Annotated in this window: 10 protein-coding genes; 3 read left to right on the top strand and 7 right to left on the bottom strand. The window is 59.5% G+C overall.

The window, feature by feature from the left end:
• Position 1 precedes the first annotated feature (1 nt).
• From SIC15_RS01445 to SIC15_RS01430, 4 genes are all read right to left on the bottom strand, one after another.
• A complete protein-coding gene (locus SIC15_RS01445) occupies positions 2-1,003 on the bottom strand; it encodes an ornithine carbamoyltransferase (protein WP_136630678.1) in 1,002 nt (333 codons plus the stop codon).
• Between the two features lie 18 nt (positions 1,004-1,021).
• On the bottom strand, positions 1,022-2,251 hold the full coding sequence (locus SIC15_RS01440) for an arginine deiminase (protein ID WP_136630677.1): 1,230 nt from the start codon (positions 2,249-2,251) through the stop codon (positions 1,022-1,024).
• 24 nt (positions 2,252-2,275) lie between these two features.
• Positions 2,276-3,724, bottom strand: coding sequence for a YfcC family protein (locus tag SIC15_RS01435; protein ID WP_136630676.1), 1,449 nt, complete (start codon positions 3,722-3,724; stop codon positions 2,276-2,278).
• A 272-nt stretch (positions 3,725-3,996) separates the two neighbouring features.
• Positions 3,997-6,006, bottom strand: a complete 2,010-nt coding sequence (locus SIC15_RS01430; RefSeq protein WP_412536941.1) for a TonB-dependent receptor domain-containing protein — start codon at positions 6,004-6,006, stop codon at positions 3,997-3,999.
• A 138-nt stretch (positions 6,007-6,144) separates the two neighbouring features.
• Between SIC15_RS01430 and SIC15_RS01425 the strand changes: the two genes are divergently transcribed.
• From SIC15_RS01425 to SIC15_RS01415, 3 genes are all read left to right on the top strand, one after another.
• Entirely contained in the window at positions 6,145-7,416 is a 1,272-nt protein-coding gene (locus SIC15_RS01425) for a sensor histidine kinase (RefSeq protein ID WP_412536940.1), read from the top strand.
• A complete protein-coding gene (locus SIC15_RS01420; RefSeq protein WP_069182637.1) occupies positions 7,413-7,943 on the top strand; it encodes a response regulator transcription factor in 531 nt (176 codons plus the stop codon). Before SIC15_RS01425 ends, SIC15_RS01420 begins: the two co-directional genes overlap by 4 nt.
• A 162-nt stretch (positions 7,944-8,105) precedes the next feature.
• Positions 8,106-10,238 carry an EAL domain-containing protein gene (locus SIC15_RS01415; RefSeq protein WP_412536939.1) on the top strand — a complete coding sequence of 711 codons (2,133 nt, stop codon included), beginning with the start codon at positions 8,106-8,108 and terminating at the stop codon, positions 10,236-10,238.
• A gap of 11 nt (positions 10,239-10,249) precedes the next feature.
• On the opposite strand, the gene SIC15_RS01410 is transcribed toward SIC15_RS01415, so the two are convergent.
• From SIC15_RS01410 to SIC15_RS01400, 3 genes are all read right to left on the bottom strand, one after another.
• The gene (locus SIC15_RS01410; protein WP_069182635.1) at positions 10,250-10,909 is read right to left on the bottom strand and encodes an energy-coupling factor ABC transporter permease; all 660 of its coding nucleotides are present in this window, start codon (positions 10,907-10,909) and stop codon (positions 10,250-10,252) included.
• Between the two features lie 81 nt (positions 10,910-10,990).
• Complete coding sequence (locus SIC15_RS01405; RefSeq protein ID WP_069182634.1) at positions 10,991-12,724, bottom strand: SulP family inorganic anion transporter; 1,734 nt, start codon at positions 12,722-12,724, stop codon at positions 10,991-10,993.
• Positions 12,725-12,732: 8 nt separating this feature from the next.
• On the bottom strand, positions 12,733-13,599 hold the full coding sequence (locus tag SIC15_RS01400; RefSeq protein ID WP_069182633.1) for an MBL fold metallo-hydrolase: 867 nt from the start codon (positions 13,597-13,599) through the stop codon (positions 12,733-12,735).
• Positions 13,600-13,679: the final 80 nt, after the last annotated feature.

Below are 13,679 nucleotides of genomic sequence, written 5' to 3'. Positions count from 1 at the left end.
GTCAGCCTCCCAGGGTCGCCACGAGAACGGCCTTGATGGTGTGCATGCGGTTCTCGGCCTGATCGAAAACAATCGAAGCGGGGCTTTCGAAGACTTCTTCCGTCACCTCCATGGCGTCGATGCCATAGGTCTCCTGAATCTCCTTCCCCACCACGGTTTCGGTGTTGTGAAAGGCCGGCAGACAATGCATGAATCGAACCCGGGGATTGCCGGTTTTTGCCATAAGGGCGGCATTGACCTGGTAAGGCATCAACAGTTTTATGCGTTCCGCCCATTTTTCCTTTGGCTCACCCATCGACACCCAGACATCGGTGTACACGAAATCGACCCCCGCAACGGCGGCGTCAACATCCTCCGTGATGGTGATGCGGGCTCCGGTTTCAGCCGCCAGCGCCTGGGCCTCCTCCTGAACGGCCTGGCCAGGCCAGCAGGCTTTTGGTGCGCAGAGGCGCACGTCCATGCCCATTTTGGCGCCGCCGATCAGCAGGCTGTCGCCCATGTTGTTGGCAGCATCGCCGATGAACACATACGCCACGTCACGCAGCGGCTTTTCCACATGCTCTTGCATGGTCAGGAAGTCCGCCAGTATCTGGGTGGGGTGAAATTCGTTGGTAAGCCCGTTATAGACCGGCACGCCGGCGTACTGCGCCAGTTCCTCGACAACGGATTGTCCAAAGCCCCGATACTCGATGGCATCGTAGACCCGGCCAAGTACCCGCGCCGTGTCCCTCACCGATTCCTTGTGGCCGATGTGAGTGCCGGTTGGCCCGAGGTAAGTGACCCGCGCGCCCTGATCGAAGGCGGCAACTTCAAACCCGACCCGGGTACGCGTGGAGTTTTTCTCGAAGATCAACGCGATGTCCTTACCCTCGAGCTTGGGGACCTCCGTGCCTGCATACTTGGCGGTCTTCAGATCCGCAGACAACTTCAGCAGAAAACCGATTTCCTTCGGTGTGAAATCCCGCAGCGTCAGAAAATGCCGGTTCTTAAGATTGAATGCCATAACGTTTCTCCTTGGCTATCAGACAGCATCCCGGATGGTCGGGCAACTCATACACCGACCGCCGCCCCGACCCCGGCCCAGCTCCGCACCGGGTATTGCCAGAACCTCGATGCCCGCAGCCGCCAGGGCCGCATTGGTATCGTCGTTACGATCGTAGCCGACAACCACACCGGGGCTCAGGGCCAGCACGTTGTTGCCGTCGTTCCACTGCTCCCGCTCACGCTCTTCGGGCGTGTCGCCACCCGTTGCCACGACCTCCAGAGCCGGGTAGCCCAGAATCTCCGCGACCACCTCGAACAGATGCCGGGAATCCTGATTGAAGGCCAGTGTTTTCGCTCCCTCGCCGGGGCGCAGGTCGTAGCAGATCACGGCATCTGCCACTTCCTTGAAGGCGGTGACCACGTTGCCGCCACAGAAGGTAAACACGGTATCCAGATGCATGGCCGAACGGGTTTTGGGCAACTGGCAGGCAATCACCCGATCCACCATGCCGCCATCAAACAGGGCTTTTGACAGCTGGCCGATGGCCTGAGGCGAGGTTCGCTCGCCCATGCCCACCAGCACCGTTCTGTTGCCCAGCGGCATGACATCCCCACCCTCAAGCGTGGCCAGACCGTGATCCGCCAGAGGATCGCCCCAATGCACCTTAACCTTGCCCGCGAATTTCGGGTGGAATCGGTAGATGGCAGCCATCAGCAGGGTTTCCGGCTTGCGGGCAGCCCAGTACATCGGGTTGAGAGTCACCCCACCATACACCCAGGCGCTGTTGTCCCGGGTGAACAGGAAGTTGGGCAGCGGTGGCAATACGAACCCGAAGCGCCCCAGATGGTTGCCGAACAGACCGACCGGATCAAACGGCAGATCCCCCACCTCCAGACCACCGATCAGGAATTCAGCAAGTGCCTTCTCTGGCAGTTCATCCATCCAGGCCCGCAAATCCGACACCATGCCCACGCCTATGTGGTTCCAGTTGATCCGGTGGTCGAGAATCCAGGCACGGCCTTCGGGAATGGCAAGCGTTTCCGCCAGCAACTCGTTGACGTCCAGAACCTCAACGCCCCGACCACGCATCACGCTGGCAAACACGTCATGATCTTTCTGGGCCTGTTTGACCCAAAAGACATCATCAAACAACAGGGCATCGCAGTTGGATGGGGTCAAACGTCGGTGCGCCAGCCCGGGCCGGCAGATGATGACCTGGCGCAATTTCCCGGTTTCAGAGTGCACTCCAAGTGTGTGTTCAGACATGACAAAGCTCCTTTTGCCGAATGCTCACAGCATGGCGCCCAGGCTTATGACTACCGTGATAAACACGGTCAGGATAAGCAGCAAAGGCCAGATGAAGGCGAGCCAGCGATCGTAGGACACCCGCCCGATCGCGAGCCCCCCAACCACCACCGCAAAGGTCGGGTTGATCAGGTTTACCAGGCCATTGGCAGACTGATAGGCGGTCACCACCAGATCCCGCCCCACGTTGGCAAAATCCGCCAGTGGCGCGAGGATCGGCATGGACAGCACGGCCAGGCCTGAGGACGAGGGCACGAAGAAGCTCATGCCCACCTCGATCCAGAACATCAGGTTGATAAAGGCCAGTTCCGGCAGGCCGCCCAGGGAGGTTTCAGCGCTGTGCAGTATGGTATCGGCAATCATGCCCTGCTCCATGATCACCACGATGCCGCGTGCCAGGCCAACCACCAAAGCAACCCCGAGCAGATCCCGGGCGCCATCGACAAAGCTGCCGGTCAGTTTCTTTTCACCGAGGCGGGCAATAATGCCGATCACAATGGCCGCACCAAAGAACAGGGAACCCATCCGGGCCATCCACCAGCCCTGGGAAGACACACCCCAGATCATCACGGCGAAGGTCAGGGCAAAGATCACCAGGGCAACAATCTGGGTGGTTGTCAGGGTGGCACTGTGAATCTCCTGATCATCGCCTTGCAGAAAGAGTTTCTTGTGCGCCGGCCATTGCCTGGCGACCACCGATCGCGACGGATCGGTTTTTACCCTGTGCGCGTATCGCATCACGTAGCCGATACAGATCAACAGGCCACCAATCAGCAGAACAAATCGCAGGAAGATACCGTCAGTGAACGGAATGCCCGCGGCATTGGCTGCAATCACGGTGGCAAAGGGGTTAATGGTGGAACCCAGCACACCAATGCCGGCGCCGATCAGGATGATGGCGACCCCGGTCACGGCATCGTAGCCGGCCGCAAGTATCACGGGTATCAGAATGGCGTAAAACGCCAGGGTTTCCTCTGCCATCCCGTAGGTGGTGCCACCGATGGCGAAGAGCACCATCAGGATCGGTATCATCCAGATCTCATGGCCCTTCAGGTGCCGCATCGCGCTTCGGATGCCGGTATCGATGGCCCCGGTCGCATTCATCACACCGAGAAAACCGCCCAGAAACAGGATGAACATGGCAACATCGATGGCATTGGCGACGTAACTGTCGGGGTCGTAGAACCCGGCTGTCGGTGCCAGCATCACATCAACGAAGCCCTGCGGGTTTGGTTCGACGGTCTGGTAGGTTCCCGGCACCGCCACTTCCCGTCCGACTTCTTCATTCATGGCGCGCTCGTACTGCCCGGCGGGAATTATCCAGGTCAGCGCGGCAACAAGAATAATCAGGCCGAAAAGAATGGTGTAAGCCGTGGGGAATCGCGAGGCGAGGTCGTTCTCGAGGTTTTCTGGCAACTGTTCATCTTCAGTCACGATGCGTCTCCTTTCCTTAATCGCATAGTGCAATCGCATGATGCAGACAGGTCCCGCCCGGGAACCTCAAGAAGCCGAACACATCCTCAGCAGCCAAGCGCTACTGGTCCAGATCTGCATGAAAACAGCATAGTGCAGGATTCCATTTCCGGAATTGAGGTAGCGCAATTTTTGACCAGCCATAAAAAAGCCCCGGGTGGAGGAGTTGGATCCACCCGGGGCATCAATGTCACCCGCCAGCTATGAGAAACGGGTAACCGCCATACAAGGTCTTACCACCTGGCTGTCAGTGCGGCACGCAGGGTCCGGCCAGGCTCATTAACTCTTACGGCTTCGGGATTAAATGGATCAGTGTTGGCCCGACTGACGTGAGGTGCCCAGGTATTGTCGAACACGTTATCCACGGCCCAGGTGACACTCAGATAGCCTGCAAGAGGGTGACTGCCGGACAGGTTCAGCACGCCATAACCCGGTGACGTGCCGGGATCCTGACCGGATTCCAGATCCACGCGATCCTGGCGGCGGGCCAGCACCCACTCCAGTTCAAGGGCATGGCCCATGTGCTGCCAGCCGAGGGTCTGAATAAACTGCACCGGCGGAATCTGCGGCAGCGGTTGGTTATCGTCGCGATTTTCACCCCGTACCGATGCCAGACTGCTGTTGGTGTTCCAGGTGCCGTTGTTCCACCCAAGCTGTGCTTCAACGCCCATCAGGCGCGCATCAATATTGCGGTAGACGCTGACCTGGTCAGCATTGCGGGTACGCAGGACAAAATCATCCACCTGATCCACCCACACAGCCGGGCGCCAGTTCCAGCCGTTACTCTGGCCGGGCATCGCCAGTTCCAGCTTGCGGTGGGTCTCAGGGTCCAGGGCAGGGTTGCCCACCCAGCGCCTGGACGGGTCCATGTTGTTCCAGCTGGCAATGTAACGCTCCGTCACGCCCGGGCTGCGGACGCTGTGGCTGGCCGTAACCACCATCGACTGGACCGGAGAGAATCGCCAATCGCTGCTGACAAAACCGCTGAAATTATCATCGGCAACATCGGTGTTCGTGGTGCCGTAGATCGACTCGTAGGCGTCGGCCGCGGACATGGCCATCATGCCACTGCCGAACACATCATCGGCTGCCGCTGCAGACATTTCCACGCGGTCGTAGCGCACGCCACCGCCAAGCTTCAATTCGGGAGTTACCCGGTAGAAGCGCTCGGCAAAGAGGCCGAAGCGGTCTCGATCCACGTCGGGCCAGAGTACGGAGGTGAGCACATCAAGATTGGCTCCCCCGAACCGTTCGGCGTACCAGTTATTGGTCTCAATATCGGCGCCAATGGCCCAGTCTGTTCGGGCATCCGGGCTCTGATCCAGGGTCAGACGCAAGCCCCGGGTTTCGGTCTCGGAATCCGTCAGCATTTTCATCATGGATTCACGGAGACTGAAGTTATCCATGATGTGGTCGACATCCGCCTGCCAGGCCAGCAGGTTCCAGTTGCCGTTCGCCACCGGAGAACCAAGCTCCAGGCGCATGATGTCGGTATCGGTTTTTGGCGCATCCATGCCGGAGCCGGCGTATTTGACATCCCGCTCTTCCTGCCGGCTCACCAGACCCTTGATGAAGAAACCATTATCCGCCTTCCACGCCGCATCCAGGCGAGCCTCGGAGTTCTTGTAGGCGCTGCGGACCTCGTTTCCGTCGCCGTCCTCGTAATCGTCCGCCTCGTCGTATCCCCCTGCGAGGCGAAGCCAGGCACTGTCGCTACCCACTGCGACACTGCCATTGACCAGCTTGCCATTGCCGTTGTCTGTACCACCCACGGTGAGATGACCCGTCGCGCCTGAACCGTCAAACACGGGCGCGACCGTGGTCGCAACCACCTGGCCGCCGGAAATAGGGCCCCAGCGCAGGGTCTGGTTACTGGTGCGCACTTCCAGCAAGGGCGCCAGCGCCGAACTCAGACGACTGGTGGGCGGGTCCATGCGATTCGGGCAGGCGCCTTCAACGCGAACGCCATCCAGAAGCACATCCACCCGCTCCTGACTCTGGCCCCGGATAACCGGCTCCAGCCCGCGTCCACCCATTCGGGAAAGAGACACTGAGGGATTGGCAGACAAACGTTCGACCGGTTCTGGAGCCAACTGGCTCGACGCCTCTTCAATGCTTTGCCCTTCGGTCACCCGGATCACGGGTAGCTCGGGTGAAATTTCCTGGGCCATCACCCCGGCGGGCAGTGAAACCAATCCCGCAGCACACAATCCGATAAAACGCGCTCCAATTACCGTCGCCATACAACCTTGTCCTGACCAGCTCAGATAGTTGGCGCCAATCATAAAGGTCAGCCGGCGCTTGCGCCTGAGACCAAATGCCGCATCCCCTCGGAGGTATTACCGCGTATCCCGGCGTAAAAAACGGCTAGAATGCCCGGTATGGAATGGCTGACCCACTCACAGACCGGATTTCAACAAACTGCCCGCTATCTGCTGGGCATGCGTTTGACTATTGTTGCGCTGCAGCTGATTTCGATCGCCGTGGCAGAAACCATGGTCACGTTGGCCCATCGTGCCGAAGCGGTTATCCTGCTAATGGCATACGGCGTTCTGGCAACCCTGGCCTGGCTCTGGTTTACCCGACGCCCGCCCCGCTCGACCCGGGTCGTCAGCCTGGTGCTCATCGTCGATCTGCTGATGATCGGAGCCTGGCTTTACCTGACGGGCGGCTACACCAATCCTCTGGTCTCCCTGCTGTTGTTGCCCATCGCCGTTGCCATTGTGCTGGTGCCAATGGGCCAGAGTATTGCCGTCACCGTTGCCGGGGTGGCGGTCTATACCTCACTGGTGATCTGGCATACGCCGGTGACCCATGAACATCACAGCGCCAACCTCGCCCAGTTGCACCTGGTAGGCATGTGGGTCACCTTCGCCACAACCGCCGCCATCCTGCTCCTGGTTGTCGGCGCTCTCGCCCGACGTTTGCGCCAGCAACAGGCCCAGCTTGCGCAGATACGGGAGACACGGCTTAGGGATGAGCAGATCATCGCCCTGGGGCTTTCCGCCGCGGCCGTCGCCCATCGCCTGGGCACACCGCTGAACACCATGACGCTGCTGGTGGAGGAAATGAAATCCTCAGTTCCGGGGGGTGCGCCAATGGCAGACGATCTTGCGCTGATGGAGAGTCAACTGGGTCTTTGCAGTGCCCACCTGCAACAACTGTCGAGAGCTGCCGTTGAGGCCAAGACCGCGCAACTGGAAACCCTCCCCGCCCGGGACTGGGTCGCACGCCTTCGGGAATCAGCCACTCTCCTCTGGCCGGGTGCCCCCATTCAATGGCGACAGCCGGTACTGGACGCCCCGGTTGCCGTGGACGCCACCCTCGATCAGGCCGTGCTCAATGTGTTGGCCAACGCGGTGACAGCCAGCCCGTCCTGGGTCGCCGTGTCCGCCCGGGAAAGTGCCGACGGCCTGATGGAACTGGTTGTCGAGGACCACGGCGACGGTCTGGAATCCACCCCGGAAGGTACGCTCGGGGAGAGGGTGGTCAGTTCAGAGAACGGGCTGGGAGTTGGCCTTTTCCTCTCCAACGCTACCATCCAGCGTCTTGGCGGTAACCTGAAAGCCCGCGGCAGCGCCGAAGGCACCACCGTCATCATTGAGCTGCCAATAGCGTCAGCGACCAACAGCCCATGGGGAGAACAGGCGTGAGCAAACAACAGGCTTGGCTACTGATTGATGACGACGACGCTTTTTTGCAAGTGCTTCAGCGTTCACTTGCCCGCCAGGGTATTGAGGCCCAGCTTGCCCACGGGCACCAGGAGGCAAAAAACGCTCTGCTGAACGGAACGTTTCACCGCTGCGTTCTGGATCTGAACCTGGCCGGTGAGAGCGGACTGCAACTGCTACCGGAATTGCTGGACCTGCATCCGGATCTCGAAATACTGGTGCTCACCGGTTACGGCAGTATCGCCACGGCGGTCGAGGCCATGCGCCGGGGCGCGGTGAACTATCTGTGCAAACCTGTAACGGTCAACCAGTTGCTGGCCGGATTCGAGCCGATCGATGCACCACCCGATCTCCGGGCGGAGCCGCCTTCAGTCGAGGAAATGGAGTGGGAGCATATCCAGCGGGTTCTCAACGAGAACGAGGGCAACGTCTCTGCCACGGCCCGGGCTCTGAACATGCACCGCCGCACCCTGCAACGCAAACTCCAGAAACACTCGCGCTGGCGCTGACCGATAGGTAATTGGCGCAAAACTGACATCTATCAACTCATCCAGACCATTTACCCATGGCTTTTCAGGTCTATTCCGGTAGCATGCCCTGACACTTACGACAGGTCTCACAGGGAGGGGAGTTCGTAAATTGACACACCGGAGCACACATTACTGACTCTCATGCCCAGATCCCCCACCACGATTGCACCGCCCGCAGACATCGACCCCAATCGCCTGGCAATGATTGCGTCGGTCACACCCAATTTTCTGGTGATGCTGGATGATGCCGGTCGCATTGAATGGGTAAACCCCAGTTTTGAGGAGCACACGGGGTATCAGCTTGAGGAGGTGCGCGGACGTCTGCCAAAGGAAGTGCTGTACGGGCCGGACACAGACCCTGACACCATCAAACGCATCAACCAGAAGCTGCACAAGGCCGAGGTCATTGAGGAAGACATCCTCCATTACACCCGGGCCGGCGAACCTTACTGGGTGCATACCTATTGCGTTCCAATCGGCAACGAACAGGGCGTCGCACCCGGCTTTATCGCCATTCAGAACAATATCTCGGACCGGAAGCACGGCGAACGGGGCCTGCGCATCGCGGCCAGCGTGTTCGATCGCAGCCACGAAGCCATCCTGATCACCGACCAGTCCAATCGGATCCTGGATGTGAATCCCGCGTTTTCACGGATCACCGGCTACAGCCGGCAGGAAGTGCTGGGACTGAACCCGGCGATCCTCAGCTCTGGTCGCCACTCCGGAGAATACTACCGGTCCATGTGGCGCACCATCGAGAAAACCGACCACTGGCGGGGCGAAATCTGGAACCGGCGGAAAAACGGTGAAGAGTATGTTGAACTGCTTTCCATCAGCCGTGTCCATCTGGAGGAACCGGGGCAGTATTACCACGTGGCAGCGTTCTCTGATATCACGGCGCTCAAGAACCATGCGCGTGAGCTGGACCGGGCAGCCAACTACGACGACCTGACCGGCCTGCCCAACCGCCAGTTGCTGGAAGAGCGCCTGCGCACGGCCCGTAATCACGCCGACCGGCAACATCGCACTGTGTCCGTGTGCTATCTGGACCTGGATGGCTTCAAGGCTATCAATGACAAATGGGGCCATCTGGCGGGCGACCAGGCCCTCAGAACCCTTGCCGAGCGACTGACCCGTGCTCTAAGGAGCGGCGACACCGTGGCTCGCATCGGTGGCGACGAATTCGTCCTCCTTCTGCAGGGGGACGACAACCACGATGCGGTGTATCAGCGGATCCTGGCCACTGTAGGCGACCCCGTGGCCGTGGGCGATCAAACCGTCACCCTCACAGCCAGTCTTGGCATCACCCGCTACCCGGAAGACGGATCAGAGGCAGAAGGCCTTATTCGTCACGCCGACCAGGCCATGTATTCCGCCAAGGAAAAAGGCCGCAACCAGTATCACTTTTTCGATCCCGGGCTGGACGAACATCGCCGGAAGCGACGCAACCAGTTGATGGAACTCACACGTGCTCTGGAAAACGAGGAGTTCGAACTGTTTTTCCAGCCCCAGATCCGCGTGACCGATTGCCAGCTGTTCGGTTTCGAGGCGCTGATCCGCTGGAATCATCCCCAGAAAGGGCTTGTCTCACCGGGCGAGTTTCTGCCGATTGTGGAGAACAGTCATCTGGAAGTACCACTGGGACAGTGGGTATTGAAAGAAGCAATTCACCAGATGAACACCTGGAAAGAGGCTGGCGAGGATCTGGCGGTCAGCATCAACATCAGCGCTCCGCACCTGATGGACCGCTCCTTTGCCGACTATCTTGAGAGTTATCTGCACAGCCATCCCGAGATAGCGCCCGGCCAGATCACCCTGGAGGTTCTGGAATCAACCGCCCTGGAGGATACCCAACGGGCCAGCAATGTTCTGGCGCATTGCCAGAGCCTTGGCCTTCAGGTGGCGCTGGACGATTTTGGCACCGGCTTCTCATCGCTGACCTATTTGCGCACCCTGCCGGTGGACATTATCAAGATCGACCAGAGTTTTGTTCGGAACATGCTTGAGGATGCCAGCGACCATGCCATTGTGGAGAGCGTAATCTTCCTGGCCCAGCGGTTCGCCCACCCGGTTCTGGCCGAGGGCGTGGAAACCATGGAGCATGCCCGGGCACTGCGCCGGATGGGCTGCAATTTCGTTCAGGGTTACGGCATTGCCCGCCCCATGCCTTCCGGTGAAGTGCTGGACTGGACCCGTCACTGGCGGGCACAGGCAGAGTCCGGCAAGAGCGGTGACATGCTCAATCCCGTTGTGGCCCGGGGCGAGGGTCGCTAGGGCGGATCACCCTAGCGATACCGTCTCTGGTCCAGCGTGGTCAGCCGGTCGGGATGAAACACCATCAGGCCGGTTACAAAGGTGCCGTTCACAAATCCCTCAGGAATCATGAACAGTGGCAGGTAACGGATGTACTCGTGCACCAGTTCATCAAACGTGTAGACGCCGCTGGTCCATAGCATCAGACACATGACCGTGCCGGCCGCCGCTACAGAAATGCCCGCACCGAAGAACCCGCAGAAGAAGATGTAGGCGAAGAAGTTCCGAAAATCCCGACGGCGCTCCCACAGCATGATGCCGTGGCTGACAATGGCAGGCACCATCACCGTGATCAGCCCGTTGGCGGCAAACATGATCAGAGGCTCGCGACCGGTGATCACCGTGATCACCAGTGCCATAAGGCCCGCCAGCACTGCCAGGGCCCACCCCAGCATCAGCGTGATCACCGTGATACCAAAAACGTGGATGGCGAGGCCGGGTGAAATGCCGGCCCGCAACTGCCAGACAAAACCCAGCACCACGGCAGCACCGAAGAACGAGTGCTGGAGTGCGTTGTCCTTGCGAAAGGCCTGCCAGTCAATCGAGCGCAGCGCCCGGACCAGAATCACCAGAAAGAGCAGAAGCGTGATGATCCACTGGCTGGTGGATAGCAGGTTTTCAGTCATGCCCATAGTGAACTTACCGCAGCAACGGGGTCGGGAATGACATCTTAGCGGCTCGCCCCACCCCCGGTGCAAGCGAGCCCAGATTGATCAGGCGACCTGTTTTTCGAGTTTGCCGAGGTCGGTCAGGCGCTGCCAGGCTTCATAAGTACTCAGGAAAACCTCGCCACCCAGATGGGAAAGCAGTTCCGTCCCTTTCAACTTGTCCATTACCGGGCCTTTCACTTCCGCCAGATGCAATCTGACCCCTGCATCTTTCATACGCTCGTTGATGGCCTCCAGACTTTCGAGCGCAGAGGCATCCACCAGGTTCACTGCCGGACACACCAGCACCAGGTCCTTGAGCTCTGGCTCCCGGATCATCAGATCCATCACGGTTTCCTCGAGAAACCGGGCATTGGCAAAGTACAGGCTCTCATCTACACGGAGGAAGGTCACCTTCGGGCACAGTTCAACATCGTGACGAAGCACATTGCGGAAATGCTCGGTACCGGGCACACGGCCAACAACCGCACTGTGGGGCCGACTGGTTCGATACAGGAACAGCCCGATGGACAGCGCCACCCCGGCGATAATACCGGCCTCGACACTGTGCACCAGGGTCAGCACGATGGTTGCGAGCATGGCTCCAAAGTCGGTGCGGGAATAGCGCCAGGTTCGACCCAGGGCCGGAAGATCAATCAGTGTGGCTACCGCAACAATAATAGTGGCGGCGAGCGTCGCCTGTGGCAGATACGCGATGGCCGGTGTCAGAAACAGCGTCGCCATGGCAATACCGACCGCGGCGTAGGCGCCAGCGGCCGGGGTCTCGGCCCCGGCATCAAAGTTGACCACGGAACGGGAGAAACCACCGGTAACCGGCATACCCCCGGAAAAGCCGGCACCCAGGTTGGCGGTCCCCAGGCCGATCAGCTCCTGGTCAGGATCGATGCGCTGGCGCCGTTTGGCCGCCAAAGTCTGGCCCACGGACACCGACTCCACGAAACCGACAACGCTGATCAGCAAGGCGCTGACCGCCAGTTGCTGCCACAAGCCCATGTCCAGGCTCGGCATGGTGAACTCCGGGAGCCCCTGGGGTACATTCCCGACCAGTCGCACACCCTGGCCATCAAGCTGGAATTGCCAGGCCACCAGGGTGGTCACCAGAACCGCCAGAATGGGCGCGGTTTTGGTCAGAATGTCGGCCATTCTCGGTGCCAGGCCCATCGCCATAAGAAGTGGCTTCAAGCGTTTGCGGGCCAGCACCAGAAACAACAGCGCCCCGGCGCCAACAGACAGGGTGGCCAGGTTGGTATCGCCAATGGACTGGAACAGTGACTGACCGATTTCCAACAGGTTATGGCCGGAGGCCTGAATTCCGAATATATGCTTCAACTGGCTGGCCGCAATCACAATGCCAGAGGCCGTGATAAAGCCGGAAATCACAGGGTGACTCAGAAAATTGGCCAGGAACCCGAGCCGAAGCACCCCCATCAGCGTCAGCATCAGCCCCGACATAACGGCCAGCAGAACGGCACCGGCCACGTATTCCGGAGTTCCCGCCTCGGCCAGCGGTGCCAGGGCCGCCGCCGTCATCAGCGAGGCCACGGCCACAGGCCCGACGGACAAGGTCCGACTGGTGCCGAAGACGGCGTAAATCACTAGGGGCAGGATACTGGCGTACAGCCCCACCTGGGCGGGCAACCCGGCCAGCAGAGCATAGGCCAGCGACTGGGGAATGAGCATGACGGTGACGATGATCGCGGCCACCAGGTCACTGGTGGCCTGATCACGGCCGTATGTTGGCGCCCAGTCCAGAATCGGCAGATAACGTTTAAGATTCATCAGGAATCTCAGAACAGGTTAACCGGTACTTTCAGGTAAACCTGGCCATTGTCCTCGGCCGGCGGCATGTGGCCTGCCCGCATGTTCACCTGAACGGACGGCAGAATCAGCCGTGGCATATCCAGGGTCGCATCCCGCTCGGTGCGCATTTTCACGAACTCTTCCTCGGAGACACCTTCATGGACGTGAATGTTTGCGGCGCGCTGCTCCGCAACGGTGGTCATGTGCTGGTACTCATCGCGGCCGGGCGCCTTGTAATCGTGGCACAGGAAAATTCGGGTTTCCGCAGGCAGGGACAGCACCTTCTGGATGGACTGGTACAGGGTGCGGGCATCGCCACCGGGGAAATCGCAGCGAGCTGTGCCAAAGTCCGGCATGAACAGGGTGTCCCCGACGAAAGCCGCATCGCCAATCACATAAGTGAGACAGGCAGGGGTATGCCCCGGCGTATGCAGAACGCGTCCTTCCAGACCGCCAATAGCAAAAGTGTCGCCCTCTTTGAACAGCTTGTCGAACTGGCTTCCGTCGCGCTGGAATTCGGTACCGGCATTGAACGCCTTGCCGAAAATTTCCTGTACGTCGCGAATGTGCGCACCAATGCCGGTCTTGCCACCCAGCTTCTCATGCAGGTAGGGCGCGGCAGACAGGTGATCCGCGTGGACGTGGGTTTCCAGGATCCACTCGACCTTCAGATCGTTGCTGCGGATGTACTCGATAATTTCATCGGCAGAACGCACATCGGTTTTGCCCGCGGCGTAATCAAAATCCAGGACCGAATCGAGAATGGCGCAGGCCTGGCTGTCCGGGTCACGCACCACGTAACTGAACGTATTGGTGGGTTCATCAAAAAAATGCTGAACGATCGGGTTGCTCATGACAGTCACCTCTAGACAATCCAAATATCACTTTTAATCTAAGGATATACTATTTAGTAATATGAGGTGAAATGATCTTT

The sequence above is a fragment of the Marinobacter sp. MIT932201 genome, assembly GCF_047123295.1.
In the GTDB taxonomy this organism is placed as follows: domain Bacteria; phylum Pseudomonadota; class Gammaproteobacteria; order Pseudomonadales; family Oleiphilaceae; genus Marinobacter; species Marinobacter salsuginis.
Note: the sequence above shows the minus strand (reverse complement) of the source record. Positions and strands in the feature narration are given on the sequence as shown.